This is a genomic window from Roseococcus sp. SYP-B2431 (assembly GCF_004336745.1).
Classification (GTDB): domain Bacteria; phylum Pseudomonadota; class Alphaproteobacteria; order Acetobacterales; family Acetobacteraceae; genus Roseococcus.
The window spans coordinates 20,980-47,683 of the sequence record NZ_SJXD01000027.1; the positions used below are offsets into that span (position 1 = coordinate 20,980).

Annotated in this window: 25 protein-coding genes; 8 read left to right on the top strand and 17 right to left on the bottom strand. The window is 70.5% G+C overall.

All coding sequences use genetic code 11. The features are described from left to right. Nucleotides 1-5: 5 nt before the first annotated feature. A complete protein-coding gene (locus EJV46_RS16595; RefSeq protein WP_131549824.1) occupies nt 6-896 on the top strand; it encodes an oxaloacetate decarboxylase in 891 nt (296 codons plus the stop codon). Then, entirely contained in the window at nt 893-1,606 is a 714-nt protein-coding gene (locus tag EJV46_RS16600) for a haloacid dehalogenase type II (RefSeq protein ID WP_131549825.1), read from the top strand. The genes EJV46_RS16595 and EJV46_RS16600 overlap by 4 nt, the downstream gene beginning before the upstream one ends. A 6-nt stretch (nt 1,607-1,612) precedes the next feature. On the opposite strand, the gene EJV46_RS16605 is transcribed toward EJV46_RS16600, so the two are convergent. The 11 genes from EJV46_RS16605 to dusB form a co-directional block, all read right to left on the bottom strand. Continuing rightward, nucleotides 1,613-3,331, bottom strand: coding sequence for a solute carrier family 23 protein (locus EJV46_RS16605; RefSeq protein WP_131549826.1), 1,719 nt, complete (start codon nt 3,329-3,331; stop codon nt 1,613-1,615). After that, nucleotides 3,331-4,161, bottom strand: a complete 831-nt coding sequence (locus EJV46_RS16610) for an inositol monophosphatase (RefSeq protein WP_131549827.1) — start codon at nt 4,159-4,161, stop codon at nt 3,331-3,333. Before EJV46_RS16610 ends, EJV46_RS16605 begins: the two co-directional genes overlap by 1 nt. Further along, nucleotides 4,158-5,486 carry a GTPase HflX gene (hflX, locus tag EJV46_RS16615; RefSeq protein WP_131549828.1) on the bottom strand — a complete coding sequence of 443 codons (1,329 nt, stop codon included), beginning with the start codon at nt 5,484-5,486 and terminating at the stop codon, nt 4,158-4,160. Before hflX ends, EJV46_RS16610 begins: the two co-directional genes overlap by 4 nt. Continuing rightward, nucleotides 5,470-5,820: an RNA chaperone Hfq gene (gene hfq / locus EJV46_RS16620; RefSeq protein ID WP_131549829.1), complete on the bottom strand. Its 351-nt coding sequence runs from the start codon at nt 5,818-5,820 to the stop codon at nt 5,470-5,472. Before hfq ends, hflX begins: the two co-directional genes overlap by 17 nt. A gap of 80 nt (nt 5,821-5,900) precedes the next feature. Next, nucleotides 5,901-6,560, bottom strand: a complete 660-nt coding sequence (locus EJV46_RS16625) for an HAD family hydrolase (RefSeq protein WP_131549830.1) — start codon at nt 6,558-6,560, stop codon at nt 5,901-5,903. Nucleotides 6,561-6,709: 149 nt separating this feature from the next. Beyond that, entirely contained in the window at nt 6,710-7,585 is an 876-nt protein-coding gene (locus tag EJV46_RS16630; RefSeq protein ID WP_131549831.1) for a D-amino-acid transaminase, read from the bottom strand. Between the two features lie 33 nt (nt 7,586-7,618). Beyond that, complete coding sequence (locus tag EJV46_RS16635; RefSeq protein WP_131549832.1) at nt 7,619-9,013, bottom strand: sigma-54 dependent transcriptional regulator; 1,395 nt, start codon at nt 9,011-9,013, stop codon at nt 7,619-7,621. Then, the gene (locus EJV46_RS16640) at nt 9,003-11,279 is read right to left on the bottom strand and encodes a PAS domain-containing sensor histidine kinase (RefSeq protein ID WP_131549833.1); all 2,277 of its coding nucleotides are present in this window, start codon (nt 11,277-11,279) and stop codon (nt 9,003-9,005) included. The genes EJV46_RS16635 and EJV46_RS16640 overlap by 11 nt, the downstream gene beginning before the upstream one ends. A 4-nt stretch (nt 11,280-11,283) precedes the next feature. Further along, nucleotides 11,284-12,723, bottom strand: coding sequence for a nitrogen regulation protein NR(I) (ntrC, locus tag EJV46_RS16645; protein WP_131549834.1), 1,440 nt, complete (start codon nt 12,721-12,723; stop codon nt 11,284-11,286). Further along, nucleotides 12,720-13,880 (bottom strand): nitrogen regulation protein NR(II), encoded by a 1,161-nt coding sequence (locus EJV46_RS16650; RefSeq protein ID WP_131549835.1) that lies wholly within the window; start codon nt 13,878-13,880, stop codon nt 12,720-12,722. The genes ntrC and EJV46_RS16650 overlap by 4 nt, the downstream gene beginning before the upstream one ends. Further along, complete coding sequence (gene dusB / locus EJV46_RS16655) at nt 13,880-14,920, bottom strand: tRNA dihydrouridine synthase DusB (protein ID WP_131549836.1); 1,041 nt, start codon at nt 14,918-14,920, stop codon at nt 13,880-13,882. Before dusB ends, EJV46_RS16650 begins: the two co-directional genes overlap by 1 nt. Before the next feature lie 110 nt (nt 14,921-15,030). On the opposite strand from dusB, the gene EJV46_RS16660 reads away from it, so the two are divergent. From EJV46_RS16660 to EJV46_RS16675, 4 genes are all read left to right on the top strand, one after another. After that, on the top strand, nt 15,031-16,173 hold the full coding sequence (locus EJV46_RS16660) for a bifunctional 2-C-methyl-D-erythritol 4-phosphate cytidylyltransferase/2-C-methyl-D-erythritol 2,4-cyclodiphosphate synthase (RefSeq protein WP_131549837.1): 1,143 nt from the start codon (nt 15,031-15,033) through the stop codon (nt 16,171-16,173). 28 nt (nt 16,174-16,201) lie between these two features. Further along, nucleotides 16,202-16,600 carry a GFA family protein gene (locus EJV46_RS16665; RefSeq protein WP_131549838.1) on the top strand — a complete coding sequence of 133 codons (399 nt, stop codon included), beginning with the start codon at nt 16,202-16,204 and terminating at the stop codon, nt 16,598-16,600. 157 nt (nt 16,601-16,757) lie between these two features. Next, entirely contained in the window at nt 16,758-17,936 is a 1,179-nt protein-coding gene (locus EJV46_RS16670; RefSeq protein WP_131549839.1) for an acetyl-CoA acetyltransferase, read from the top strand. A 24-nt stretch (nt 17,937-17,960) separates the two neighbouring features. After that, nucleotides 17,961-18,854, top strand: coding sequence for a neutral zinc metallopeptidase (locus EJV46_RS16675; RefSeq protein ID WP_240782635.1), 894 nt, complete (start codon nt 17,961-17,963; stop codon nt 18,852-18,854). Between the two features lie 55 nt (nt 18,855-18,909). On the opposite strand, the gene EJV46_RS16680 is transcribed toward EJV46_RS16675, so the two are convergent. From EJV46_RS16680 to EJV46_RS16705, 6 genes are all read right to left on the bottom strand, one after another. Continuing rightward, the gene (locus EJV46_RS16680) at nt 18,910-19,881 is read right to left on the bottom strand and encodes a tripartite tricarboxylate transporter substrate binding protein (RefSeq protein WP_131549841.1); all 972 of its coding nucleotides are present in this window, start codon (nt 19,879-19,881) and stop codon (nt 18,910-18,912) included. A 101-nt stretch (nt 19,882-19,982) separates the two neighbouring features. Further along, nucleotides 19,983-20,990: an ABC transporter ATP-binding protein gene (locus tag EJV46_RS16685; protein ID WP_131549842.1), complete on the bottom strand. Its 1,008-nt coding sequence runs from the start codon at nt 20,988-20,990 to the stop codon at nt 19,983-19,985. Beyond that, nucleotides 20,987-21,958 carry an ABC transporter ATP-binding protein gene (locus EJV46_RS16690; RefSeq protein ID WP_131549843.1) on the bottom strand — a complete coding sequence of 324 codons (972 nt, stop codon included), beginning with the start codon at nt 21,956-21,958 and terminating at the stop codon, nt 20,987-20,989. Before EJV46_RS16690 ends, EJV46_RS16685 begins: the two co-directional genes overlap by 4 nt. Nucleotide 21,959: 1 nt before the next feature. Next, on the bottom strand, nt 21,960-22,862 hold the full coding sequence (locus EJV46_RS16695; RefSeq protein WP_131549844.1) for an ABC transporter permease: 903 nt from the start codon (nt 22,860-22,862) through the stop codon (nt 21,960-21,962). Between the two features lie 46 nt (nt 22,863-22,908). After that, nucleotides 22,909-23,889: an ABC transporter permease gene (locus tag EJV46_RS16700; RefSeq protein ID WP_131549845.1), complete on the bottom strand. Its 981-nt coding sequence runs from the start codon at nt 23,887-23,889 to the stop codon at nt 22,909-22,911. A gap of 242 nt (nt 23,890-24,131) precedes the next feature. Further along, nucleotides 24,132-25,208 carry an AI-2E family transporter gene (locus EJV46_RS16705; protein ID WP_131549846.1) on the bottom strand — a complete coding sequence of 359 codons (1,077 nt, stop codon included), beginning with the start codon at nt 25,206-25,208 and terminating at the stop codon, nt 24,132-24,134. 43 nt (nt 25,209-25,251) lie between these two features. On the opposite strand from EJV46_RS16705, the gene EJV46_RS16710 reads away from it, so the two are divergent. Both EJV46_RS16710 and EJV46_RS16715 read left to right on the top strand, forming a co-directional pair. Then, complete coding sequence (locus EJV46_RS16710) at nt 25,252-25,908, top strand: DsbA family oxidoreductase (RefSeq protein WP_131549847.1); 657 nt, start codon at nt 25,252-25,254, stop codon at nt 25,906-25,908. Between the two features lie 236 nt (nt 25,909-26,144). After that, the gene (locus EJV46_RS16715) at nt 26,145-26,684 is read left to right on the top strand and encodes an acyloxyacyl hydrolase (RefSeq protein WP_131549848.1); all 540 of its coding nucleotides are present in this window, start codon (nt 26,145-26,147) and stop codon (nt 26,682-26,684) included. Nucleotides 26,685-26,704 lie beyond the last annotated feature (20 nt).

Here is a 26,704-nt window from a genome sequence, read left to right on the forward strand (position 1 = left end):
CCGAAATGGCGAATCCCACCCTCAAGGCCTGTTTCGACGCGAAGAAGTTCGTCGTCGCGCCCGGCATCTTCGACATGATCAGCGCCAAGGTCGCGGACGGGATGGGCTTCGACTGCCTCTACGTCACCGGCTTCGGCACGGTCGCCTCCTCGCTCGGCGTCGCCGATGCCGGCATCGCGACCTATACCGACATGATCTCGCGCATCGGCCGCTTCGCGCAGATGTCGAAGACGCCGGTCATCGCCGATGCCGATACGGGCTATGGCGGGCTGCTGAACGTCCGCCACACGGTGATGGGCTACGAGGCCGCCGGCGTCACGGGCATCCAGCTCGAGGACCAGGAGGTCCCGAAGAAGTGCGGCCACACGCCGGGCCGGCGCGTCATTCCCGCCGAGGAGATGGTGCTCAAGATCAAGGTCGCCGCCGAGGCCCGGCGGGATCCCAACTTCCTCATCGTCGCGCGCACCGATGCGCGCACGGGCCTCGGCCTCGAGGAGGCGATCCGTCGCGGCCGGATGTATGGCGATGCCGGCGCCGACATCGTCTTCATCGAGAGCCCCGAGAGCGAGGAGGAGATGGTCGCCATCGGCAAGGCCATCACCGACAGGCCGCTGCTCGCCAACAACGTGGAGGGCGGCCGCACGCCGATTCTCTCCAAGGCGCGGCTGAGCGAGATCGGCTATGGCATCGCCATCTATCCGGCCGTGGGCTTCCTCGCGGTCGCGGCGGCGCTGGAGCGTGTCTATGCCGAGCTGAAGCAGACCGGCGACAGCAACGGCCTGCCCGCCCAGGAGAGCTACGGCTTCGGCCGCATCTGCGAGCTGATGGGCTTCCCCGAGGTCTGGGAATTCGACAGGCGCTGGGCGGAAGCCGCCGCCAGGGAGGCCGCGAAGTGAGCCAGGTCAAAGCCCTCGTCTTCGACGTCTTCGGGACCGTCGTGGACTGGCGCACGGGCGTCGCGCGCGAATTCGCCGCCTTCCTGCCGGCCTTCGGCCGCGCCGACCTCGATCCCTTCGCGCTCGCCGATTCCTGGCGCGCCCTCTACCAGCCCGGCATGGAGGAATGCCGCTCCGGGCGTCGCGAATGGACGCGGCTGGACGTGCTGCACCGGGAGAGCCTGGAGAAGGTGCTCGCCGCCAACGGCATCACCGGCGCGAGCGAGGGCGACCTCGATCACCTGAACCGCGCCTGGCACCGGCTGGATCCCTGGCCGGACGTGGTGCTCGGCCTCACGCGGATGAGCCGGAAGTATTTTCTCGGCACGCTGTCCAACGGCAACATCGCGCTCATGGCCAACATGGCCAAGCGCGCCGGCCTGCCCTGGGACGCCATCCTCGGCGCGGAGCCCACGCGGGCCTATAAGCCGCAGCCCGAGGCCTATCTGCGCACGGCGGAGATCCTGGCGATGAGGCCGGAGGAGGTCTGCCTCGTCGCGGCCCATAACGGCGACCTGCGCGCCGCCCGCAAGGCCGGGCTCAGGACGGCCTTCGTGCCGCGCCCGAGCGAACATGGCGAGGGCCAGACCAAGGATCTTGGCGCCGAGGATCCCTGGGACTGGGTGGGCGCGGATTTCGTGGATCTCGCCGCGAAGATGGGCTGCGCGTAGAGGCTTTCAGGCGTCGTCGAACACCGCGCGCCATTCGTGGTCGCGGCGTTCCAGGCGGCTCGCCTCGCGCGTGGCGAGCCAGAGCATGAAGGCCTCCTGCTCGGCCCGCTCGCCTTCCAGCGCGAGGACATGTGGCGCCGCCGTGGGCGGGGGCAGCGGCGGCCCCGCGAAGCGCAGGGTGACCGCGACCTCGCCCTCCGCGTGGCGCGCCTGGACCTGGGCGGCGGAGAGGCCCCGCGCCGCCAGCACCTCGCCCATCTCGATCCAGAAATGCTCCACCTTCTCCATCGTGCCGCGCCTGGCGCCCCAGGCGCCGCCGAGCCGCAGCGCCTCGTCCTCGGCGACGCGCGGGAGCGAGGCGTCGAGAGGCAGGACGAAGCTCGCCTGCCGGACCATGAAGGGGGCCGTGGCGAAGTGCAGCAGGAAGCCGGTCAGCGCGCCGAAGGTCAGCGGCGAGGCCAGCGCGGGCAGGTGCTCGGCGAAGAGCCGCGGCGCCACCACCACCGCCAGCCCCATCACGAGCCCGAGCCCCACGACCAGGCTGCGCCGGACGTCGAGCATGCGTGACGTGATGAGCTGGCAGCCGGTGGCGATGATGAAGCAGACCGCATAGAGCACCATCGCCGCCTTCACCGCCCCCGGCATGGCCACGAAGAGCGCCACCAGCTTGGGCGAGAAGGCCAGCGCGGCCATCATCGCGGCGCCCACCAGGGCGATGCCGGTCGCCAGCGTGCGGTTCGCGATGGAGAGCCCCACGCAGGCCGCCGAGGCCGAGGGCGCCATGCCGCCGAACAGGCCCGAGGCCGCCAGGGTCGCGGCATTCGCCAGCAGCCCGCGCCGCAGCGGTCCGCCGTCCGGCTTGCGCCACCCCGCATCGGCGGCGCGCTGCAGGGCCAGTAGATTCCCCAGCAGCACCGCCTTGGCCGGCACGAGCGCGAAGGCGAAGCCCAGCACGAGCGCGATCGGCAAGCCGTCGAAGCGCGGCAGGATGGGCGCGGGCCAGGCCAGCCAGGGATTGGCCGCGAGGATCGCCGCCAGGCCTGAATCGCCCGGCAGCAGCGCCGCCACGCCCCAGCCGGACACGGCGCCGACCAGCACGCCATAGGGCGCCAGCCGCGTGCGCGAGAGCGCGATGCCCACCATCACGAGGAAGGCGGCGAGGCAGACGGCCACGTCGCCGACATGCCCCATCCCGACCGGGGGGGCGCGCAGCCGCAGCTCGTCCAGCATCACCGGCACCAACGAGACGCCGAGCAGCACGACCACGAGGCCCGCCAGCTCCGCCGGCACCAGCGCCTGCGGCCGCCGGATCAGCAGGCTCGCGGCGATCGCCACGGCGCCGGCGATGACGAGGAGAGCCCCCGTCCGGTCCGGCGTCAGCCCCGCCCCCGCGCAGAGCAGGTAGACGCCGACGAAGACCGGCGAGGGAATGGCCGGAACCTGGTAGCCGGCGCCCAGCGGCCCCTTCCGCAGCCCCTGTAGCGCCGCGAAGAGCGCCATGGCCAGCATCGAGAGGCAAAGGAAGTTCGTCGCGCCGCGCGGGTCCATCCCGAAGTCGGCCGCGATCGCCGCCGGCAGGACGAGGAAGATCGCCTGGACGGCGAGGTGCTGGAAGGCCAGTCCGGCGGCGGTGGGAAGGGGCACCCGGTCGTCCAGGCCGAAGACGGCCTCGGCCGGGCGCTGCAGCTTGCGGTCGGCGGCTCGCGGAGCGAAGCCCGGCGCCATCAGTCCTCGCCGAACAAGGCCCGCATGGCCTCCGCATGGCTGGCGGCATCCGGCGCGCAGACCAGGCCGCCCGCGTGCTTGCGGGGCGAATAGGGCGTGCCGTCGAACTGCGCGGAATGGCCGCCCGCCTCCGCATGGATGAGCACGCCGGCGGCGTGATCCCAGGGCATCAGCCTGTTGTAGACGAGCAGCTGCGTCCCGCCCGTCGCCGCCAGCCGGTACTCGTGCGCGGCGCAGCGGAAATTCAGCGTCCCGGCGAGCCGGGCGAGACGCGGCAGGATGCGCGCCTTCCGCTCCGGCGGCATATAGCCCCAGGAGACGGCGCCCACCATCGACGAGACCGGGCCGGGCGCCGCGACGCGGCAGTCGTGCCGCCCGCCACCGGGCGACTGCACCCAGGCGCCCTCGCCGCGCAGGCCGATCACCGTGTCGTCGCCCATCGGGTCGTGGATCCAGCCGGCGATGGTCTCGCCATTGCGCACCGCGGCGACCATGACGCCGAACAGCGGCACGCCGGCCGCGAAATTCGCCGTTCCATCCACCGGATCGATGACGAAGCAAAGCTCCGCCCCGGCCATCGCGGCGAGAAGCGAGGGATCGACCGCGGCTGCCTCCTCGCCCAGGATCATGGCCTCGGGGAAGCGCGCCGAGAGCTCGGCCGTGATGCGCCGCTCCGCCGCCTCGTCCGCCTCGGTCACCAGGTCGAGCGGGCCGGATTTCGCGCGAATGTCGCCGGCGGCGAGGCGCCGGAAGCGCGGCAGGATCTCCGCCCGGGCCGCATCCCGCAGCATCGCCGCGACGTCACTGGCCTGGCCGGGCGTGATCCTCATGAGAGCTGGGCGTAGCGCGCCCTGTCGGCCGGCGACAGCCGCACGGTGACCTGGACCAGCCCATCGGCCTCGCTCCGCTCGATCACCTCGCCGTGGCGGTACAGCCAGGCGAGGCGCGCGCCGTCCTCAGGTGGCAGCTCGAAGCGCTCCGTCAGCATGCTGGCGGAGAGGCGCTCGTCCAGCACCTCGCGCAGTTCGTCGAGACCCTCCCCCGTGAGCGCGGAGACGGCGAGGCCGCCCTGCGCCAGCGGCGCGAGGGCCTGGGTGCCGCCGAGCAGGTCGGCCTTGTTCAGCACCTCGATGCTGCGCGCCCGCCAGCCCTCGTCCAGCGGGGCGTCGGGGCCCTCGGTCATCTCGTCCAGCACGCCGGCCACGTCGTTGCGCTGGGCCACGCTGTCGGGATGCGCCACGTCGCGCACGTGCAGGATGATGTCGGCGGCCGCGACCTCCTCCAGCGTGGCCCGGAAGGCCTCGATGAGCTGGGTCGGCAGCTCGCTGATGAAGCCCACGGTGTCGGACAGGATGGCGTGCCGACCGGAGGGCAGCGTGATCTGCCGCATGGTCGGGTCCAGCGTCGCGAAGAGCTGGTCCTGCGCGTAGACGGCGGCACCCGTCAGGGCGTTGAACAGCGTCGACTTGCCGGCATTGGTGTAGCCGACCAGCGCGATGACGGGATAGGGCACGCGCTCGCGCGCCTTGCGGTGCAGGCCGCGCGTGCGGCGCACCTGCTCCAGCTCGCGCTTGAGCTTCACGATCCGCTCGCCGATCAGCCGGCGGTCGATCTCGATCTGCGATTCGCCGGGGCCGCCCAGGAAGCCGAAGCCGCCGCGCTGCCGCTCGAGATGGGTCCAGGACCGCACGAGTCGCGTGCGCTGGTATTCCAGATGCGCGAGCTCGACCTGCAGCGTGCCCTCGCGGGTCCGCGCCCGGTCGCCGAAGATCTCCAGGATGAGGCCCGTGCGGTCGATGACCTTGGCGCCCCACTCCCGCTCCAGGTTGCGCTGCTGGACGGGCGTCAGGGCCGCGTCGACGACGACCAGCGTCGCCTCCTGCTCCTCCAGCGCCTGCTTCACCATGGCCACCTGCCCCTCGCCCATCAGGGTCGAGGGGCGGCGCTGGCGCAGCGGGTGGATGGCCGAATGGACGATGGTCACGCCGATCGACGCGGCGAGGCCTACCGCCTCGGCGAGGCGCGCCTCGGCCGCGCGCGGCAAGGCGCCGGCGGGCGCGAATTCCAGGACGTTGGAACGTTGCGCCCGCTCATAGGGCAGGATGACCGCGGCGCGGGTCGGGGCGGACGCGGCCTCTTCACTCTTCTCGGGCAGTGGCTGGCTCCCGTGATCCGATGGTCAGGGTTGTCTCCCGTGCAGGAGCGGCCGGGCTGGCTGCCGCCTGGGCCGCACCTTGGGCCGGCGCCGCGGCGCCCGCGGCCTGCGGGTCGAACAGCATAATGGGCGCGCCCGGCATGACGGTGCTGATCGCATGCTTATAGACGAGCTGAGTGTGCCCGTCGCGGCGCAGCAGCACCGAAAAATTGTCGAACCAGGTGATGATGCCCTGGAGCTTGACGCCGTTCACGAGGAACACCGTCACCGGAGTTTTGCTTTTCCGAACGTGATTCAGGAACACATCCTGCACGTTCTGGGATTTCTCGGCCATGAAGGCCTCCTTCTTGTTCTTGCGGTCGGATTTTGAGCGGCGGTCGGGCCCCCGCTCATGAAGGGCGGAATGTCGGGCCTCTAGCCCCCCTTGTCCAGGGCCCGGAGCCAGCGCGCCAGCGCCTCCCCATCGGCGAAATGCAGGTCTGGATCGAGGGCCGCGACGCCGCCGTCATGCGCTGCATCGCCCAGCAGCACTGGCTTACAGCCGGCCGCCCGCGCCGCCTGCATGTCGACCCCGGTGTCGCCGACGTACCAGATGTCAGGCCCGGCGCGCAGGCCCATGCGCGTGAGACAGAGCTCCAGCGGCAGGCCGGAAGGCTTGTCGGCCTGGGCGTCGCCTGCCCCGATCAGGGCGCGGAATCGGGCGCCCCAGCCCAGATGGGCCGCCTCCTCGCGAAGCAGCGGGCCCTGCTTGTTGGAGACGACGCCGAGCGGCAGCCGGGCCGCCGCGTCCAGCATCAGGAGAGTGCCGGGCAGCGGGGCGATGACCTGCAGATGCGTGGCGCGAACGGCCTCGTAGAAGATGTCGCGGGCGCGCTCCCATTGGTCGCCGAAGTGCTCCGGAAAGCTGTCGCGCAAGGACTTCCGGACATTGGCCAACACCTGCTCGCGCGACCAGGGCGGCTTGCCGAAGGCCGCGAAAGCCGCGTTGAGCCCGGACTGGATCGCGGCCCAGCCGTCGATCAGCGTGTTGTCCCAGTCGAAGAGGATCGCAGCCGGGGGGTTGCTGCGCGGCATGTTCACCCCTTCGGGCTCCGCCCTCCGGTCATCGGAGGCGGGGCTGCACGGCCGATTCAGACCTCCGGGCTGCGCCCTCCGGTTATCGGACACGGGGCTGCGCGGCCGATTCAAACCTTCGGGCTCCGCCCTCCGGTCATCGGACACGGTCACGCCACGTTGCCCGCGCTGGCCTTCACGTGACGCGTAAAGATCTCGAAGAGCCGGCGGGTCACGGGGCCGACCTTGCCGTCCGCGACGTTCGTCCCGTCGATCCGCGTGATCGGCTTCACGAAGCCCGTCGCCGAGGTGAGGAAGGTCTCGCGCGCGGCCCGCATCTCGTCGAGGCTGAATTCCTCCAGGCTATAGGCGATACCGGCCGCCTCCAGCTCGGCGATCAGCGCCCCGCGCGTGCAGCCGGGCAGGATGGCGTGGTCCAGGTGGCGCGTGCGCAGCGTGCCGCCGGCGTCGACGATCCAGAAGGAGGTGGCGGCGCATTCCGTCACCATGCCGGTCGCCTCGTCGTAAAGGATTGCCTCGGCGGCGCCCGCCTCGCGCGCGGCCTGGCGGGCGAGCACGTTGGGCAGCAGGTTGATGGTCTTGATGTCGCAGCGGGCCCAGCGCAGGTCGGGATGGGTCACGGCGGCGATGGCCGTGGCGTCGAGGTTCGTCGGATAGGCCGGGATGCGCTTGGCCGTCACCACCAGTGAGACCGGCACCGGCACCTTGGGAAAGGCGTGGTCGCGCGGCGCCACGCCGCGCGAGACCTGCATATAGACCAGTCCGTCCGCCGCGATCCGGTTCCGCCGCAGCACCTCCAGCAGCACCAGGCGCAAGGCGGCGCGGGGCATCGGCATGGGGAGCCGGATCTCCTTCAGCGAGCGCTCCAGCCGGCCGAGATGCCGGTCCTCGTCGATGAAGCGGCCGCGATGGACGTGGACCACCTCATAGATGCCGTCGCCGAACTGGTAGCCGCGATCCTCTATGTTCACGGCGGCTTCGCGCTGGGGGAGATAGGCCCCGTTCACATAGGCGATCTTCGACATGCCGGCCTTACCTGCTGGAAACAGGCGCGAAGGTTACGCCGTCCCCGAGGCCCTGTCTTCCGCCTGCACGCCCAGGAACTTCAGCTTGCGGTGCAGCGCGCTGCGCTCCATGCCGACGAAGTTCGCCGTGCGGCTGATATTGCCGCCGAAGCGCAGCAGCTGCGCCTCCAGATACTGCCGCTCGAACATCTCGCGCGCCTCGCGCAGGGGCAGGGTCATGATCTCGCTGGAACGGTCCAGCCGCAGCATCGAGGGCGCGGCCGAGACGATCTCGGGCGGCAGGGCCTCGGCACGGATGGGCTGGCCGGCCTCGCCCGGCGCCATGATGAGCAGCCAGTCGATGAGATTCCGCAGCTGGCGGACATTGCCCGGCCATTCATAGGTCTGCAGCGCCGCGATCGTGTCCTCGGCGAGTCCGCGCGGCGAGAGTCCCGAGGTCTCGATGGAGCGGGCCATGAAGTGCCGCGCCAGCGCCGGCACGTCCTCGCGCCGCTCGCGCAGGGCGGGCATGCGCAGCGGCACGACGGAGAGGCGGTAGAAGAGATCCTCGCGGAAGCGCCCGGCGGTGATCTCCGCCTGGAGGTCCCGGTTGGTGGTGGCGATGACGCGGACGTCCACCTTCACCCGCGTCGCGCCGCCAATGCGCTCGAAGCCCTGCTCCTGCAGCGCGCGGACGATCTTGCCCTGGGTCTCCATGGGCATGTCGGCGACTTCGTCGAGCAGCAGGGTGCCGCCATGGGCGCGCTCCAGCGTGCCGGCGCGGCGCGGCTGGTCGCCATGCGGCTCCACGCCGAAGAGCTCCTCCTCGATCCGGGCTGGGTTCAGCGTGGCGCAGTTCAGCGCGATGAAGGGGCCGTCGGCGCGGCGCGAGCGGGCGTGCAGCATGCGCGCGGCCACTTCCTTGCCCGTGCCCGCCGGCCCGCTGATGAGCACGCGCGAATTGGTGGGTGCCACGCGCTCGATGGCCGCGCGCATCTGGGCCATGGCCTGCGAGACGCCGACCAGTTCCATCTCGGAGCCGGCGCGCAGCCGCAGGTCGCTGATCTCGCGCCGCAGCTTCGCCGCCTCCAGCGCGCGCGCCACGATGAGCAGCAGCCGGTCGCTTTTGAAGGGCTTCTCGATGAAGTCGTAGGCGCCCTGCTGGATGGCCTGCACCGCCGTCTCGATATTGCCGTGGCCCGAGATCATGACGCAGGGGACATGCGGCTCCTCGCGATGCAGTGCATCGAGAATGCCGAGCCCGTCGAGCCGCGAATTGGCCAGCCAGATGTCGAGAATCACCAGCGAGGGCCGTCGGGCGCGGAAATGGGCGATCGCGGTATCGGAATTATGCGCCTGACGGGTCTCGTAGCCCTCGTCCGAAAGGATGCCGTCGATGAGCGAGCGGATATCCGGCTCGTCGTCGACAATCAGGATGTCATGCGCCATGGCCGCGCTCCATCAGGTCACCTTCCAGAACCTCGGCCTCCCGTGCTGGGAGGAACAGCTCGGCGCGGACGCCGCGTCCCAGGCCCTGTCCCCCAACTTGAACCTCGCTCGCGTCGCTCAGTACGATGCGCCCGCGATGGTCCTCCATGATCTTCTTCACGATGGCAAGACCAAGGCCTGTCCCCTTTGCCTTGTGCGTCACATAGGGCTCGGTGAGACGATCGACCTCGACGCCTTCCGGCAACCCGATTCCATCATCCTCCACCGCAATGACGAGCATGTCGCCATCGGGTTGCAGACTGACGCGAATATGACCGAGCGGACGCGGCCGCTCCTTGCCCTCATCCTCGTCCCGCTGCACGCGCATGGCAATGGCGTCGGCGGCGTTGTTCAGCAGGTTGATGAGCGCCTGGTTGATCAGCCGCCGGTCGCAGGCGCCATAGACGGAATGCTCCGGCAGGTCGGTGATCCACTCGATCTCCGGCCGGGAATTCTGTTGCAGGATCAACGCCTCGCGCACGATCTTGCCCATCTCCTCGGTGCGGATGACCGGCTGCGGCATGCGGGCGAAGGCGCTGAACTCGTCCACCATCCGGCCGATGTCGCCGACCTGGCGGACGATGGTGTCGGTGCAGGCGGTGAAGGTCTCGGGATCGTCGTGGATCTGCTTCAGGTATCGCCGCTTCAGGCGCTCGGCGCTGAGCTGGATGGGGGTCAGCGGATTCTTGATCTCATGGGCGATTCGCCGGGCCACATCGGCCCAGGCCGCCTGCCGCTGCGCGGTCAGCAGCGCCGAGATGTCGTCGAAGGTGAGCACATGGCCCTGCTGCTCCATCTCCGGTGAGAGGCGGGCCAGCAGCGTGCGCCGGGCATTGTGAGGGCCGATGCGGATCTCCGCCGTGCGCGTCGTGCCCGGATTCGCGAGCAGCGCCGCGAATTCCGGCGCGATCTCGGCCATGGGGCGGCCGATCTCGCGCTCCAGGTCGATGCCGAGCAGCTGGCTCGCGCTGCGATTCGGCAGGTTCACCCGCAGCTCGGCGTCGAGGCCCACGATGCCGGCGGAGACGCCGCCCAGCACGGCCTCGGTGAAGTTCTGCCGCTCGGCGATCTGGCGATAGGCCTCCATCAGCTCGCTGCGCTGGGCGGCGAGCTGGTTGGTCATGCGGTTGAAGGCGCGGCTGAGGCTGCCGACCTCGTCATCCGCGTCGCCCTCCTCCACCCGGACGGAAAGATCGCCGCCGCGCACCCGCTCCGCCGCCGTGATGAGCCGCGAGATGGGCCCGGCGAGCTGATTCGCGAGCACGAGGCCGATCAGCACCGCGGCCAGCAGCACCAGCAGCGAGCCGATGGCGAAGATCATCACGAAGGTGATCTGCAGCCCCTCGCGGTTCCGGTCGATCTGCTGATAGGCGGTGACCGCCGCCTCGGTGCGCTGCATGTGCTCCAGCACCGAGGCATCGACCGGACGCCCGATCATGAGCTGGAGGCCCGAGGTCGGCGTCAGGGCGATGACGGCGCGGACGCGGTTCTCCTCCTCGACGGCGATGACCGCGACCTCCCCGTTGGTGGCAAGCTCCATTGCCCAGTCCGGCGGCGGCGAGAGCTGGAAGGCCGAGCTGATGCCGGCATGCGCCACGATGCGGCCCAGCAGCGGCTCGAAGACCACCGCCTCGGTGAGGCCGCGCGCGCTGGCCTGGGTGGCGAGCACGCGGGCGAAGGCCAGGCTCTGGTCGGGCAGCAGCACCACCGCGCGGTTCAGGTCGTTGGCCATGGCCAGCGCATCGGCGCGGATGTTGTTCTGGTGCTCCTCGAAATAGGCGCGGCTCGCGACCAGCGACGCTTCCAGCGCCGTCCGCACCCGGTCGCTGAACCAGGCCTGGATGCCGAGGTTGAAGAAGCCCACCGAGAAGGCCGCCAGCGTGATCGAGGGCACGATGGCTACGACCGAGAAGAGCAGCACGAGGCGCGTGTGCAGCCGCGACCCCGCCGAGCCCCGCCGCCGCTCCGCCCAGACGCGCACCAGCTGGCCCAGCAGCGAGGCCAGCAGCAGCAGCACGATCGCGGTATTGACCAGGAAGATGACCACGACCTGCCCCGGCCGGGTCGGGCCGAAGGGGCTGCCGTCGGAGAGCAGCACGAAGGTCGCGATGCCCATGAGCAGCGCGCCGACCGCCAGCCCCAGCGTGACGCCGCGGCCGAGCAGCATGTCCGCCATCCGCCGCAGCAGGGGCACGCGCACGCGCGTTGCGGCCGGGCGCTCGCTCATGCGGTCATGAGAGCCCGCGCACGACAGGCAGCTCGAGGTCGCGGAGCTTCTTGCGCAGGGTGTTGCGGTTGAGGCCGAGCAGCGCCGCCGCCTTGATCTGGTTGCCGCGCGTGGCGCTGAGGGCGAGGCGCAGCAGCGGCCGCTCGACCTCCGAGATCACGCGGTCGTGCAGGTCGCGGATGGGCATGCCGTCCTTGTGGGCGGCCATGAAGAGCTTGAGATGGCGCTCGACCGCCTGCTCCAGCGTCTCGCTGCTGCGCGGCGCGCCGTCGGACGGCGCCTCGGCCTCGGCCAGCTCGGCCGCCACCGCCTCCTCGCCGATGATCTCCTGCGGGTAGAGGGCCGCGAGGCGGCGCATCAGGTTTTCCAGCTCGCGCGCATTGCCCGGCCAGGCATGGCGCTTCAGCCGCTCCAGCGCCTCGGGGCTGAGCGACTTCTGCGGAAGCCCGGACGAGCGGGCGCGGTCCAGGAAGTGGCGGGCCAGCAAGGGGATGTCCTCGGTCCGCTCGCGCAGCGGCGGCAGGCGGATCGGCACCACGTTCAACCGGTAGAAGAGGTCCTCGCGGAACAGCCCCGCGCGGATCGAGGCGCGCAGGTCGCGATGGGTCGCCGCCACGATGCGGACATTGGCCTTGACCGGCGCACGGCCGCCGACCGTCGTGAACTCGCCCTCCTGCAGCACGCGCAGCAGGCGGGTCTGGGCCTCGGCCGGCATGTCGCCGATCTCGTCGAGGAAGAGCGTGCCGCCGGCGGCCTGCTCGAAGCGGCCGACGCCGCGCGTCAGGGCGCCCGTGAAGGCGCCGCGCTCATGGCCGAAGAGCTCGCTCTCGATCAGCTCGCGCGGGATGGCGGCCATGTTGATGGCGACGAAGGGGCCGGTGCGGCGCTTGCCGTAGTCGTGCAGCGCGCGGGCGATCAGCTCCTTGCCCGTGCCGCTCTCGCCCGTGACCATCACCGTGAGATCGGCCGTCGTGAGGCGGGCGACGGTGCGGTAGATCTCCTGCATGGCGGCGCTGCGGCCGATCAGCGGCAGGCGCTCGCCCTCGGTTTCCTCCTCCGGCGCCTGGGCATTGGCGGGCCGGGCCAGGGCGCGCTCCACCACGCTCAGCAGCTCCTTCAGGTCGAAGGGCTTGGGCAGGTATTCGAAGGCGCCGCGCTGGGCGGCCTTCACCGCCGTCGTGAAGGTGGACTGCGCGCTCATGACCACCACGCGAAGGTCGGGGCGGACGCGCTTGATGCGGGGCAGCAGGTCGAGCCCGTTCTCGTCGGGCATGACGACGTCCGTCACCACGAGGTCGCCCTCGCCGTCCTCCACCCAGCGCCAGAGCGTGGAGGCCGAGGAGGTCGCGCGCACATTGTATCCCGCGCGCGTCAGGGCCTGGGAGAGGACGGTGCGGATCGCCCGGTCGTCGTCGGCGATCAGGATGGTGCGGGATTCGGTCATTCGTCGCTCTCATGGCCCGGCTCGCCGGGGGGCGGCGCCGGGAGGGACAGGCGGAAAGTGGTGCGGCCGGGGCGGCTGTCGCATTCGATCAGCCCGCCGTGATTGGCCACGAGCTTGGCGACGAGCGCGAGGCCCAGCCCCTGCCCCCCCCGCTTCGTGGTCACGAAGGGCTCGAAGAGCGTGCTGCGCAGCGCCTCGGGGATCCCCGCGCCGTTGTCCCGCACCATGACCTGCAGCGGCAGGTGGACCCGCTCGCTGCTGCCGGGCACCGCGATGCGGACGCCGTGGTGATAGGCGGTGACGAGCTGGACCTCGCCGGGCCCGCCGGTAGCTCCGCCGGCCGAGACCGCCTCCGCGGCGTTCTTCACCAGGTTCAGCAGGATCTGCACGAGCTGGTCGCGATCGCCCCAGACGGCGGGGAGCGACGGGTCGTATTCCTCGCCGATCTTCAGGTGGGCCGCGAAGCCGCTCTGGGCCACGCGCCGCACATGGTCCAGCACCGAATGGATGTTGACGGCCCGCGGCTCGATCGGCCGGTCGGAGAACATCTCCATCCGGTCCACGAGCTTGCGGATGCGGTCGCTCTCCTCCTGGATGAGGGTGCAGAGCTCCCGGTCGCCCTCCGAGGCGCCCTGCTCCAGCAGCTGCGCGGCGCCGCGGATGCCGGAGAGCGGGTTCTTCACCTCATGGGCCAGCATCGCGGCCATGGCGGTGGCGCCGCGCGCCGCCCCCAGGAAGTGGAGCTGGCGGTCGAGCATCGCCGCCGTGGAGCCGTCCTGCAGGGTCAGCACCACGCCGCCGGGTACGTCCGGCATGGGCGCGCCATGGGCCGAGACGCCGTGCCGACGCAGGCGCGGGCTTTCCAGGGTGAGGTCGTGGTCGGCGACGGGGCTTTCCTGCACGCGGACCTGGTGCAGCAGGGCGAAGAGCCGGTTGTCGGGGGGCAGCAGCTCGGCCAGCGGCATGTTCAGCAGCGTCTGCGCGGAGTGCTGGAAGAAGATCTCGGCGGCGGGATTGGCGAAGCGGAAGCGATCCTCGGCATCGAGCAGGATGGCGGGCATCGGCAGCGCCGAAAGGATGGAGGTCGAATCCGGCGAAGGCAGGACGCGCGGCCGCCGCGCGAGGGCGGCCACCTTGCTGATGACGCCCGTGGCCATCAGGCCGCCGCCCGCAGCGGCTCGCGGGCCGGTTCCACGCCCTCCTCGATCAGCGAGCCGTAGTAGCGCAGCATCAGCGCCTCGGCCTCCTCGGGCGTCTCGACGCGGTTCACGACGGCGCGGTATTCGGCGCTGCCGGGCAGGCCGCGCGAGTACCAGGCGATGTGCTTGCGGGCCATGCGCACGCCGTAGCCCGGGCTGTGGTGCTCCAGCATGGCGCGGTAGTGGCGCAGGAGAATGGCCAGCTGCTCCTCGATGGTCGGATCCGGCAGCCGGGTTCCGTCGCGCAGGAAGGCCGCGACCTGCCGCGGGAACCAGGGCCGGCCGTAGCAGCCGCGGCCGATCATCACGCCGTCCGCGCCGGAGCGGGTCAGCGCCGCCAGTGCGTCGTCCACCGTCAGGATGTCACCATTGGCGATGACCGGGATGTCCACCGCCGCCTTGACCGAGGCGATGAAGTCCCAGTCCGCCACGCCGGTGTAGAGCTGCTGGCGGGTGCGGCCATGGATGGTGACCATCCGGATTCCGCATTCCTGGGCGATCCGCGCCAGCTTCGGCGCGTTCAGGTTGCCGTGGTCCCAGCCCATCCGCATCTTGAGCGTGACCGGGACGCTTACCGCCTTGACCGTCGCCTCGAGGATGGCCGCCGCGCGGACCTCGTCGCGCATCAGCGCGGAGCCGGCGCTCTGGCCGAGGGCCACCTTCTTCACCGGGCAGCCGAAGTTGATGTCCACGATGGCGGCGCCCCGGTCCACCACCAGCCGGGCCGCATCGGCCATGACCGCGGGCTCGCAGCCGGCCAGCTGCACCGAGGAGGGCGCGCCGAACCCGTCGGTCTCGGCCATCTTCAGGCTCAGCCAGTTCTCGCGGACCATGGCGGCCGAGGCGATCATCTCGCTGACCACGAGGCCGGTCCCCTCGGCCCGCGCCAGCCGCCGGAAGGGCAGGTCCGTGACGCCGGACATGGGAGCGAGGATCACCGGCGTTTCGATCGTCACGTCGCGCGAGAGTTCGATGGGACGAAGACGGTTGCTCATCATTTGTGCAGCCATACGCAAAACGGCGCTCCGCGTCCACGCCGGCCATGGGATGGCATGTATTTCACCACACCGCTTCCTCAAGCGGGCCGAACTGGCCTATGGGGCAGGCAATGATCGCCGCTCTCCTGATGGCGGCCGGGCGCGGCGAGCGCTTCGGCGCCCCCGAACCCAAGCAATATGCCTCCCTCCTGGGTCGCCCCGTGCTGCGCGTGGCGGCCGAGGCGCTGCTGGCGGGGGGGCATGTGCGCTGGCTGCAGCCGGTCTGCGCCGCAGGCGAGGAGGCCCGCGTCGCCGGGATGCTGGAGGGGCTGCCCCACCTCCCGCCGGTGACCGGCGGGGCAACGCGCCAGGCCAGTGTCAGGGCCGGGCTCGCCGCCCTCGAAGGGCACGCGCCCGAGGTGGTGCTGGTGCATGATGCGGCCCGCCCGGTAATTCCGGCCGGCACCATCGAGGCGCTGCTGGCCGCCCTGGAAACGAGCCCCGGCGCCATCCCCGCCCAACCCGTCTCGGATACGCTGAAGCGCGGCGCCGAGGCGCGCATTGGCGAGACGGTGCCCCGCGCCGGGCTTTACCGGGCCCAGACGCCGCAGGCCTTCCGCTTCGCCCCGCTCCGCGCCGCCCATGCGGCCGCGACCGCCGAGGCCACCGACGACGCCCAGCTCCTCGAATGGCAGGGGGCGGCGGTGGCGCTGGTCGGCGGCCATGAGAGCAATGTGAAGATCACCTTCCCAGAGGACCTCGCCCGCGTGGAAGCCCACCTCCTCCCCCGCCTGATGCCGCGCGTCGGCACCGGCTTCGACGTGCACCGGCTGGTCCCGGACCGGCCCCTCATCCTCTGCGGCGTGACGGTGCCCCATAGGCTGGGCCTGGACGGCCATTCGGACGCCGATGTGGGCATCCACGCGCTCTGCGACGCCATCTACGGCGCCTTGGCCGAGGGCGATATCGGCCGCCACTTCCCGCCCTCGCAGATGAAGTGGAAGGACGCCGACAGCGCCCAGTTCCTGGTCCATGCCGCCGGCCGTATCGCCGCGCGCGGGGGCATGCTGGTGAATGCCGACGTCACGCTCATCTGCGAGCAGCCGAAGATCGGTCCGCATGCGCCGGCGATGATCACCCGCCTCGCGGAGCTCATGAGCGTCGATGAGAAGCGGATCGGCGTGAAGGCCACCACCTCCGAGCGGCTGGGCTTCACCGGCCGCGGCGAGGGCATCGCGGCCCAGGCCGCCGTGAGCCTCCTCATTCCGGACTGAATTGCCACGAAGATCCAGGAGGGATGCCATGCTGACGGGAGGCTGCCACTGCGGGGCGATCCGCTACGAGATGCCGGAACAGATCCTGCACCACGCGCTCTGCCATTGCAGCGACTGCCGCCGTCATGCGGGAGCCCCCATGGTGGGCTGGGCCATGCTTCCGGCCGAGGCCCTGAAGGTCTCCGGCACGCCGGTCACCTACCGCTCCTCGGAGCATGGCCGCCGCCTCTTCTGCGGCGCCTGCGGCACGGGGCTCTTCTATGTGAACGAGCAGATGCTGCCCGGCCTGATCGACGTGCAGAGCGCCACGCTGGACATGCCCGAGAAGCTCCCGCCCGGCGCCCAGATCCAGACCGCCGAGCGCCTGTCCTGGATGACGACGCTGGACCAGCTCCCCGGCTTCGAGCGCTACCCCCCACCCGGCTGACCCCGCAGTCAGGCCGGAGATCCTCCATTCCGCCTAAATACTTAAACAAGCTCGTAAATTGCCGGCTCAGCCGCGGTCAGGGAGAAGGCGGCGCCGCGCGCCTTCGCATCCCCTCCCGTCCTGCTCTAGGCTCACCGGACAAAGAGGGAGCGTGACCATGTCCGCACAGCATGACGCCGCCATCATCGGCTGGGCCCATAGCCGCTTCGGCAAGCTGGAGGAGGTGCCGGACGCCGAGGCGCTGATCGGCCTCGTCGCGCGCGAGGCCATCGCCGATGCCGGGCTGGAGCCCCACGAGGTCGATGCCGTCTTCCTCGGCACCTTCAATGCCGGCTTCCAGCAGCAGGATTTTCCGTCCTCCCTGGTCTTCCAGGCGGTGCCGGAGCTGCGCTTCAAGCCGGCCACGCGCTTCGAGAACGCCTGCGCCACCGGCAGCGCCGCGATCCACGGCGCGCTCGACTTCCTGGGCGCGAGGCGCGGCAAGGTCACGCTGGTGGTGGGCGTCGAGAAGATGACCTCCACGCCGGGGCCGCGCGTGGGCGAGATCCTGCTCTCGGCCTCGCACCTCAAGACGGAATCAGGCATCGAGGCGGGCTTCGCCGGCGTCTTCGGCCGCATCGCCGAGGCCTATTTCCAGCGCCATGGCGACGCCTCCGACGCGCTGGCCGCCATCGCAGCGAAGAACCACAGGAACGGCGTGGACAACCCCTATGCCCAGATGCGCAAGGACCTCGGCTACGACTTCTGCCGCAACGAGAGCGAGAAGAACCCCTATGTCGCGCGTCCCTTGAAGCGCACGGATTGCAGCCTGGTCTCGGACGGCGCGGCCGCCATCGTGATCGCCGAGGGCGACGTGGCCGGGAATGCCCGCCGCGCCGTGAAGTTCCGCGCCACGGCCCAGGTGAACGACTTTCTGCCGATCGCCCGGCGCGACATCATCCGTTTCGAGGGCGCCAGGGAGGCCTGGGCGCGGGCGCTGGACAGGGCGGGACTCTCCCTCTCCGACCTCTCCTTCGCCGAGGTTCATGACTGCTTCACCATCGCCGAACTCATCGAATACGAGGCGATGGGCCTCACCCCCGAGGGCCAGGGCAGCCGCGCCGCCCTGGAGGGCTGGACCGCCCGCGACGGGCGTCTGCCGGTCAACCGCTCCGGCGGATTAAAGTCCAAGGGGCATCCGATCGGGGCGACCGGCGTTTCCATGCACGCCCTCGCCGCCATGCAGCTCACCGGCGAGGCGGGCGACATGCAGCTCCCGAAGGCCGACCGGGCCGGGGTGTTCAACATGGGCGGGGCCGCCGTCGCCAATTATGTGAGCATTCTCGAGCGCGCCTGACGCGCGGAGGGCCTTGGCGTGCGGATGGACAACGAGCGCGAGAGCGCGAATCTCGAGGACCGCCGCGGCGGAGGTTTCGGAGGAGGCGGCCGGGGCGGCTTTCCCATCGGCCGGGCCGGGGGAATTGGCGGCTTCGGCCTGGTGGCGGTGGTCGTCATCTCGCTGCTCTTCGGCGTTGATCCGAGCGTCATCCTGGGCGGGCTGGAAGGCGGCGGAGCGCCCTCGCCCGGCTACCAGCAGCAGCAGCCCCAGCAGCAGGCGCGCGGGCCGGCTGCGCCTCAGTCGGACGAGGCCGCCCGCTTCGTCAGCCGCGTGCTGGCCAGCACCGAGGACGTCTGGACCGCGGAGTTCGCCCGCTCGGGCCGACGGTACCAGGCGCCGCGGCTCGTGCTCTTCTCGGGCGCGGTGCAGTCGGGCTGCGGCGCGGCCCAATCCGCGATGGGGCCCTTCTATTGCCCTGCCGACCAGCGCGTGTACCTCGACCTCTCCTTCTTCCGCGAGATGCAGCAGCGGCTCGGCGCCCCTGGCGACTTCGCGCAGGCCTATGTCATCGCGCACGAGGTGGGGCACCACGTGCAGAACCTGCTCGGCATCCTCGCGCGCAGCCAGCAGGCGCAGCAGCAGTCCAGCCAACGGGACGCCAATGCGGTCTCCGTGCGCACCGAGCTGATGGCGGACTGCCTGGCCGGCTTCTGGGCGCGGCGCGCGCAGGAGATGCGCAACATCCTGGAGCAGGGCGACATCGAGGAGGGCATGGGCGCCGCGGCGGCGGTGGGCGACGACCGGCTGCAGTCGCGCGGCGGGCGCGGCCAGGTGGTGCCGGAGAGCTTCACGCATGGGAGCAGTGCCCAGCGCGTGCAGTCGTTCAAGACGGGGATGGCGGCGCAGGACGCCGGCGCCTGCATCAACCGGCGCTGAGGCCCGTGCCGCCCGGCCTTGCGGCGCCTTCGCGCCGCAAGGATCTGGGCGCGCGTCAGTCGGCGGTCGCGCCGGTCAGGCGGACCAGTTCCTCCATCTGCGCGAAGTCGAGGCGCTGGCGCTCCGCAAGCGCCTGGGCGGTGCCGCCGACGGGGATATAGCCCAGCTGTTCCAGCCGCGCCCGCGTCTCGGGCCGGGCGACGGCCTCGGCGATCGCCGTCGAGACGCGCTGGACGATCGGCTGCGGCAGGTTCGGCGGGCCGAAGATGCCGATCCAGCCGCTGAAGTCGTAGCCGGGCACGGTCTCCGCGATGGGCGGCATGTCGGGCACGCTCGGCATCCGCTCCGGCCGCGTGACGCCCAGCGCCCGCACCTGCCCGGTCCGCACGAAGGGCAGGATCTCCGGCATGGGCGCGAAGATGACGTCGAGGCGCCCGGCGATGAGATCCGCCATCGCCGGCGCGCCGCCGCGATAGGGCACATGGGTGAACTGGACGCCCGCCTTCTGCTCGAAGAGCGCGCCCGCGAAGTGCTGCGTGCTCCCCGGGCCGCTGGTGCCCATATTCAGCTTGCCCGGATTGGCCTTCGCATGGGCGATGAGCTCCTGCACCGTCCGCGCGGGAACGGAGGGATGCACGCCCATCAGGGCGCCGCTCGTCAGCACCAGGGAGACGGGCGTGAAGTCACGGACGACGTGGAAGCCCATGTTCCGGAACAGGAACTGGTTCGTCGCATGCGTGCCGACCGAGGCGACCACGAAGGTGTGGCCGTCGGGCGCGCTGCGGGCGACGAATTCCGAGCCGATATTGCCCGAGGCGCCGACGCGGTTCTCCACCACGACGGGCTGCCCCAAAGCGCCGCTGATCGCCTCGGCAATCACGCGCCCGGAGGTGTCGGTGCTGCCCCCGGCGGCGAAGCCCACGACGAATCGCACGGGGCGGTCGGGGTTCCAGGCGCTCTGCGCGGTGGCAATCGTGGACAGGAACGGCGCGGCGACGAGGCCTCGCGCCAGATCACGGCGTTTCATTGGTCATCCTCCGTTGCGGGGTGTCGCCCGCTTGAGCGGAGGGATAGGCCAGGGTGCCATGCCGTGTCGACCCGCCGTGGCGTCAGAGCGCGGCCATCGCCTCAGCCCCGCCCTTCCTCCACGGCGTGGCATGCCACCATGGCGTCCAGCGCGGGCTTCATCACCGGCACCTCGACGCGGCAGCGCGCGTTGGCGAGCGGGCAGCGAGGGTGGAAGGTGCAGCCGGGCGGCGGCGAGATCGGGCTCGGCACCTCGCCGCCCACGGGAATGCGTTGGCGCCCGGTCATCTCCAGATCCGGAATCGCCTCCATCAGGGCGCGCGTATAAGGATGGCGCGGCCGCTCGAAGAGAGATTCGGCCGGCGCGAGCTCCACCAGCTTGCCCAGGTACATCACGCCGATGCGGTCGCTGACCTGGCGCACCACGGCGAGGTTGTGGCTGATGAAGAGGTAGGTGAGTCCCAGGCGCTGCTGCAGCTCCTTCATCAGGTTCAGGATCTGCGCCTGGACCGAGACGTCCAGCGCCGAGGTCGGCTCGTCGCAGACCAGGAACTCCGGGTTGGAGCTGAGCGCCCGCGCGATGGAGATGCGCTGCCGCTGCCCACCGGAGAATTCATGCGGGTATTTCTGCCCATCCAGCGGCGAGAGGCCCACCTGGGTCAGCAGTTCGCCCACGCGGGCCAGGATGGCCTTGCGGTCCTTCAGCAGGCCGAAGGCGCGGATCGGCTCGGCCACGATGTCCACCACCCGCCAGCGCGGGTTCAGCGAGGCATAGGGATCCTGGAAGATCATCTGCATGCGGCTGCGCTGGGTGGAATCCGCGCGCGCCTGCGAGAGGTCCTGCCCGTCGAAGAGCACGGTGCCGCGGGTGGTGCCGTAGAGGCCGACGACGAGCCGCGCGACGGTGGACTTCCCGCAGCCGGACTCACCCACGAGGCTGAGCGTGGTGCCCTTCGGGATGTCGAAGGAGAGACCGTCCACGGCGCGGAGCGTCCGGCGCCCCTCGCGCGCGATCAGCCTTTGCAGCACGGGCTTCGAGACGTCGAAGTGCCGGGCGATGTCCTGGGCTTCCAGCATCGGGGTGGCGCCGGATCCTGCAGCGGCTCTCATGCCGCGCCTCCCTCGGCATAGAGCCAGCAGGAGGCGCGCGTGGTGCCCGCATCCAGCAGCTCCGGCCGCTCGACCAGGCAGCGGTCGAAGACCTTCGGGCAGCGCGGGTTGAAGGCGCAGCCGCGCGGAATGGCCGAGAGCCGCGGCATGGCGCCGTCGATCTGCGTCAGCCGCTCCACGCGCCGGTCCAGCGGCGGTATGGAGCCCATCAGGCCCTGCGAATAGGGATGCCGCGCATGGCGCACCAGCTCGCGCACCGGGCCAATCTCGCTGATCCGGCCGGCATACATGACGGCGACGCGATCGGCGGTCTCGGCGATCACGCCCATGTCGTGGGTCACCAGCATCATGGCCGTGCCCTTCTCGCGGGCCAGCGTCTTCAGCATGGCGATGACCTGCGCCTGGATGGAGACGTCGAGCGCCGTCGTCGGCTCGTCGGCGACGATGAGCTTGGGCTCGGCGCAGAGCGCGAGCGCGATCACCACGCGCTGCCGCATCCCGCCGGAGAATTCATGCGGGTAGCTGTCGATGCGCTCGCGCGCGGCGGGGATGCCGACGAGTTCCAACCAGCCGATCGCCTTCTCGCGCGCCTCGCCGGGGCCGACGGGCAGGTGCGTGGTGATCGTCTCCACCAGCTGCCGGCCGATGGTGTAGAGCGGGTTGAGCGTGGTCAGCGGATCCTGGAAGATGGCGCCGATCTCACGGCCGCGGATGCGGCGCATCTTCTCATAGGGCAGGTTGTCGATGCGCCGGCCTTCCAGCAGGACCTGGCCGGAGGCGATGCGGCCGGGCGGCTCCAGCAGGCCGATGATGGCCGCGCCCGTCATCGATTTTCCCGCGCCGCTTTCTCCGACCACCCCGAGCACCTCGCCCGGGGCGATCTCGAAGGAGACGTCGTCCAGCGCCACCAGCGTGCCGCGGCGCGTGGGAAACTCCACGCGCAGGTTCTTCACTTGCAGCAGGCTCATGTCAGCGCAGCTTCGGATTGAGGGCGTCGCGCAACCAGTCGCCCAGCAGGTTGACGGAGAGCACCATCACGATCAGCGCGATGCCCGGGAAGATCGCGATCCACCACTCGCCGCTGAACAGGAAGTCGTTGCCGATGCGGATGAGCGTGCCGAGCGAGGGCTGGGTCGGCGGCACGCCGACGCCGAGGAAGGAGAGCGTCGCCTCCGAGAGGATCGCGAAGCTGAGGTTCAGCGTCGCGATCACCAGCACCGGCGACATCACGTTGGGCAGCACGTGGCTGCGCATGATCCGCAGCGGCGAGAGCCCGATCACCCGGGCCGCCTGCACATATTCCTTGTTGCGCTCCACCAGCGTCGAGCCGCGCACCGTTCGGGCGAATTGCGGCCAGTTGGAAACACCGATCGCGAAGATCACGACGAAGAGCGCGATCTGGTCATGCACTTCGCGCGGGACCGCGGCGCGGACCACGCCGTCCACCAGCAGCGCCACCAGGATGGAGGGGAAGGTGAGCTGGATGTCGGCGATGCGCATCAGCAGCGAATCCACCTTGCCGCCCATATAGCCCGCCACCAGCCCCACGGTGACGCCGACCACCGTCGAGAAGACGACGGCGCAGAAGCCCACCATCAGCGAGACGCGCGCGCCGTACATGATGGCCGAGAGCATGTCCCGGCCCTGGTCGTCCGTGCCGAGGACGTAGACGGGGTCGCCTTCCGCCTCCCAGGAGGGCGGCTTGAAGGCGTCCATCAGCTGGAGGGAGGCGAGGTCGAAGGGATTATGCGGTGCGATCACGGAGGCCAGCATCGCGCCGAAGACGCAGACGGCCGCGACGATCGCGGAGATCACCGTGACGGGCGAGCTCCGGAAGCTCCACCAGATGTCGGAATCGAAGAAGGCCTTCATCGGAAGCGGCCCCCGCGGAAGCGCGAAGCGGTTTCGTGGGGTGTCATCAGTGGCCCCTCCCCCGGCCCACGCGCAATCGGGGGTCCACCGCGTAGTAGAGCAGGTCCACGACCAGGTTGATGGTGACGAAGACGGCCGCGATCATCATGAGATAGGCCGCCATGACCGGGATGTCGGCTGCGCCCACGCTCTGGATGAAGAGCAGCCCCATCCCCGGCCACTGGAACACCGTCTCGGTGACGATGGCGAAGGCGATGATGGAGCCGAGCTGGAGACCAGCGATGGTGATCACCGGCACCAGCGTGTTCTTCAGCGCATGGCCGAAATAGATGGCCCGGTTGGGCAGGCCGCGGGCGCGGGCGAACTTGATGTAGTCGGTCCGCAGCACCTCCATCATCTCGCTGCGCACCAGGCGCATGATGAGGGTCAGCTGGAGCAGCCCCAGCGTGATCGCCGGCAGGATCAAGGCCTTGAGGCCGGAGACCGTCAGGAAGCCCGAGCTCCACCAGCCGATCCGCACCACGTCGCCGCGCCCGAAGCTCGGCAGCCATCCGAGCCAGACGCTGAAGACGAGGATGAGCAGGATGCCGATGAGGAAGGTCGGCAGCGAGACGCCGATCAGGCTGAAGGTCAGCAGGAAGCGGCTCAGCCAGGAATGGCGGAAAAGGCCGGTGTAGATGCCCATCGGCACGCCGACGCAGAGCGAGATGAAGGCGGCGCAGAGCGCCAGCTCCAGCGTGGCCGGCGCGCGCTCGGCGATCAGCTCCGCCACCGGGCGCGAGAGGCGGTAGGAGAGGCCGAACTCGCCCTGCACCGCATTGCCGATGAACTTCGCGAACTGCACGAAGAAGGGCTCGTCCAGGCCGAGGTCGCGGACCAGCGCGGCCCGCTGCGCCTCGGTGAAGTCCTGCCCCAGCATGATGGCCACCGGATCGCCCACATAGGCGAACATGGCGAAGGAGATGAGCGAGACCACGAACATCACCGGCAGCGCCTGGAGGATTCGGGAGACGATGAAGGAGAACATCAGTCGGGCGTCCGGCTATGCGTTTTCAATGCGTCGCCGCCTGACGGAAGCCGGCCAGAAGGCCGCGCCGGGGCCGGCGATGCGGTCCATGACGTCGGGCACGGCCCTGGATGCCCACCGCAAGGTCGGCGCCACGGCCATTTCTGCACACAATCCCGAGAGCGCCACGGCCCTGGCCGCGCCCCGCAATGGTCGCATTTTATACTGTCTCCCGACCCGGAAGGACGCCCGGCCGACTTTCGCTATACGGTCTGCGGGGGCTCGGTGGAAGCCTCCTCGCGAGGGCCCGCGGCCCATTCCTTGAGGAGCGAGTAGCCGATGGCCAGCAGGACCGGGCCCAGGAACAGACCCAGGATCCCGAAGGCGAAGACGCCGCCTAGTGCCCCCAGGATGGTCAGCAGCAGCGGCAGGTCGGCGCCGCGCGCGATCAGCCAGGGCCGGATGAAATTGTCGACCGAGGAGATGCCGGCCGCGCCGTAGATCAGCATGAAGATGCCCCAGCCGATGCTGCCCGAGGCCATCAGCCAGATCGCGGCCGGCAGCCAGACCAGCGGCGCGCCCACCGGCAGGATGGAGATCACGCCCGCGATCAGGCCCAGCAGCACGGGCTGCGGCACGCCCGCGATCCAGAGGCCGAGGAAGGTCATGAAGCCCTGCACCACGGCGGTGCCCAGCAGCCCGAAGACCACGCCGCGCGTCACATTGCCCGTCAGTTCCCAGAGCCGCGCGGCGCGCTTGCCCGCGACCTGCTGGAGCAGCGCATAGGCGCTCCTCGCGATCGCGGCGCCGTCCCGGTAGATGAAGAAGGCCAGCAGGATGGCGATCAGCATCTCGGCGATGCCCGAGAGAAGCGCCAGCAGCACCGCCAGCGCCGCCTGGGCGATCGTCCCCGCATAGGGGCGGAACACCGACACCAGCCGCGAGGTGTCGCCCGCCAGCGCCTGCCACCAGTCGTTCAGATACGCGCCGACGAAGGGGATCGCGAGGAAGACGCCCGAAAGGTCCGGCAGGCCCTCGGTGAAGACGCGCTCGATCCAGTTGCGGATGCCATCGATGTCCTCCCGGTTCACGGGCGTCGCGAAGACCAGGGGCAGACCGATCACCAGGAACTCGACCACCACCATGATCAGAGCGGCCGTGTTGGGGCCCAGCTTCAGCCGGTCCGTCAGCGCGCGGTAGGCGGGCCAGGTGCAGAAGACCAGGATCACCGCCCAGAGCAGGGAGGAGAGGAAGGGCTTCAGGACGAAGAAGCAGCCCGCCGCGAGGGCCGCCGCGGCGAGGAGGGCGGCCACCCGCGCCAGCTGTTCCTTGGATTCCATCTTCTGACCTTTGCCCGGAAGCGGTTCTCGCTACAATGCGGATGTGAACGTCCTCGTACCACCCCGGCCGCGACTCTCCATCGAGGTCGTCTTCGACCTCGTCTGCCCCTGGTGCTATCTCGGCATCCGGCGGCTCATGCGCGTCCTGGCCGGCCGGCACGACATCCAGCCCGACCTTCAATGGCGGCCCTTCCTGCTGAACCCCGAGATCGCGCCGGGCGGCATCCCCCGGCAGGACTGGCTCACCCGGAAATTCGGCGGCGAGGACCGGGCGCGGCGCCTCCACGGCACCATCGCCGATCTCGGCCGGGCCGAGGGCATCCACTTCCGCTTCGACATGGTGCGCCGGATTCCCGCCAGCCTCGACGCGCACCGGCTGCTGCGCTGGGCCGCCCGGCAGGACAATGTGGACCTGCTCGTGGAACGGATCTTCTCCGCCTATTTCTGCGAGGGGCTGGACATCGGCAGCCACGCCACGCTGGCCGCCCTGGCCGGCGAGCAGGGCTTCGACGCCGCGGCCGCGCTGCGCTTCCTCGCCGGGCCCGGCGAGATGGAATGGGTGCATCTGGAGAACCTCCGCGCCCACCGGCTCGGCATCAACGGCGTGCCCTGCTTCCTGGTCGAGGGCGAGCACGCCATCGCCGGCGCGCAGGAGCCGGAGGTGCTGGAACGGCTGATCGAGGTCGCCCTCGCCTTCTGAGCGCGGCAGCCCCGCTGACTTAATTCACGCCGATCCGACAGAAGTTTCTTGCCAGCACAGCGAAAGACCTCATTGTGACCGCTCGGTCTCAAACGCAGATTCGCGAGGTCTCCGCAGTGGGTCGTCCGCATCATGCTTTTCGCCCGGGCCGTCGGCGCCGGGTGCTCATCGCCCCTGTCCTTTCAGCCCTGGCCCTCACCCCCCTCCCCGCCCGGTCCCAGGAGGCCCTTCCCCGGATGCATGCCGGCGGGACGGCCGCGACCTGGCTCAGTGAGGCGCGCGGCGGCCTGACCTGGCACGATCCCGCCTGGCTCGCGCACGGGCGCGAGAGCGGCGTCAACGTCAATGGCGAGTTGCTCTTCGTCACGCCGCTGCCCCGCGCCTGGGCGGAGAGCCTCCCGCCGGCCTGGCGCTGGCTGGCCACGCCGCGCCCGCATCTCGGCTTCACCGCCAATACCGCAGGCAACACCAGCTCCGGCTATTTCGGCGCGACCTGGAGCATGGCCCTCGCCCGGGACGTCTTCCGCCCGGGCGACGCGATCCGTTTCGACATCTTCGGCGGCGGCGCCGTGCACGACGGGCTGCGGAACACGATGCTGGCGGATCGCAAGGCCCTGGGGAGCAGCCTGCTGTTCCGCGGGGGCGGCGAGATCGGCTACCAGTTCGACGCGCGCCACTCGGCGGCGCTGTTCATCGACCACCTGTCCAATGGCGGGCTGTCGCGGTCCAACGAGGGGCTGAACACGGTGGGGCTGCGGTTCGGCATCGGGTTCTGAGGAGCCGGGCGGGGCGCGCC

Bases quoted from the DNA above. Each gene is read 5' to 3' on its own strand.
- EJV46_RS16595 (WP_131549824.1), top strand. From the start codon at position 6: ATGGCGAATCCCACCCTCAAGGCCTGTTTCGACGCGAAGAAGTTCGTC.
- EJV46_RS16605 (WP_131549826.1), bottom strand. From the start codon at position 3,331: ATGGCGCCGGGCTTCGCTCCGCGAGCCGCCGACCGCAAGCTGCAGCGC.
- EJV46_RS16610 (WP_131549827.1), bottom strand. From the start codon at position 4,161: ATGAGGATCACGCCCGGCCAGGCCAGTGACGTCGCGGCGATGCTGCGG.
- hfq (WP_131549829.1), bottom strand. From the start codon at position 5,820: ATGGCCGAGAAATCCCAGAACGTGCAGGATGTGTTCCTGAATCACGTT.
- EJV46_RS16625 (WP_131549830.1), bottom strand. From the start codon at position 6,560: ATGCCGCGCAGCAACCCCCCGGCTGCGATCCTCTTCGACTGGGACAAC.
- EJV46_RS16630 (WP_131549831.1), bottom strand. From the start codon at position 7,585: ATGTCGAAGATCGCCTATGTGAACGGGGCCTATCTCCCCCAGCGCGAA.
- EJV46_RS16635 (WP_131549832.1), bottom strand. From the start codon at position 9,013: ATGGCGCATGACATCCTGATTGTCGACGACGAGCCGGATATCCGCTCG.
- EJV46_RS16640 (WP_131549833.1), bottom strand. From the start codon at position 11,279: ATGAGCGAGCGCCCGGCCGCAACGCGCGTGCGCGTGCCCCTGCTGCGG.
- ntrC (WP_131549834.1), bottom strand. From the start codon at position 12,723: ATGACCGAATCCCGCACCATCCTGATCGCCGACGACGACCGGGCGATC.
- EJV46_RS16650 (WP_131549835.1), bottom strand. From the start codon at position 13,880: ATGGCCACGGGCGTCATCAGCAAGGTGGCCGCCCTCGCGCGGCGGCCG.
- dusB (WP_131549836.1), bottom strand. From the start codon at position 14,920: ATGATGAGCAACCGTCTTCGTCCCATCGAACTCTCGCGCGACGTGACG.
- EJV46_RS16660 (WP_131549837.1), top strand. From the start codon at position 15,031: ATGATCGCCGCTCTCCTGATGGCGGCCGGGCGCGGCGAGCGCTTCGGC.
- EJV46_RS16665 (WP_131549838.1), top strand. From the start codon at position 16,202: ATGCTGACGGGAGGCTGCCACTGCGGGGCGATCCGCTACGAGATGCCG.
- EJV46_RS16670 (WP_131549839.1), top strand. From the start codon at position 16,758: ATGTCCGCACAGCATGACGCCGCCATCATCGGCTGGGCCCATAGCCGC.
- EJV46_RS16675 (WP_240782635.1), top strand. From the start codon at position 17,961: ATGGACAACGAGCGCGAGAGCGCGAATCTCGAGGACCGCCGCGGCGGA.
- EJV46_RS16680 (WP_131549841.1), bottom strand. From the start codon at position 19,881: ATGAAACGCCGTGATCTGGCGCGAGGCCTCGTCGCCGCGCCGTTCCTG.
- EJV46_RS16685 (WP_131549842.1), bottom strand. From the start codon at position 20,990: ATGAGAGCCGCTGCAGGATCCGGCGCCACCCCGATGCTGGAAGCCCAG.
- EJV46_RS16690 (WP_131549843.1), bottom strand. From the start codon at position 21,958: ATGAGCCTGCTGCAAGTGAAGAACCTGCGCGTGGAGTTTCCCACGCGC.
- EJV46_RS16695 (WP_131549844.1), bottom strand. From the start codon at position 22,862: ATGAAGGCCTTCTTCGATTCCGACATCTGGTGGAGCTTCCGGAGCTCG.
- EJV46_RS16700 (WP_131549845.1), bottom strand. From the start codon at position 23,889: ATGTTCTCCTTCATCGTCTCCCGAATCCTCCAGGCGCTGCCGGTGATG.
- EJV46_RS16705 (WP_131549846.1), bottom strand. From the start codon at position 25,208: ATGGAATCCAAGGAACAGCTGGCGCGGGTGGCCGCCCTCCTCGCCGCG.
- EJV46_RS16715 (WP_131549848.1), top strand. From the start codon at position 26,145: ATGCATGCCGGCGGGACGGCCGCGACCTGGCTCAGTGAGGCGCGCGGC.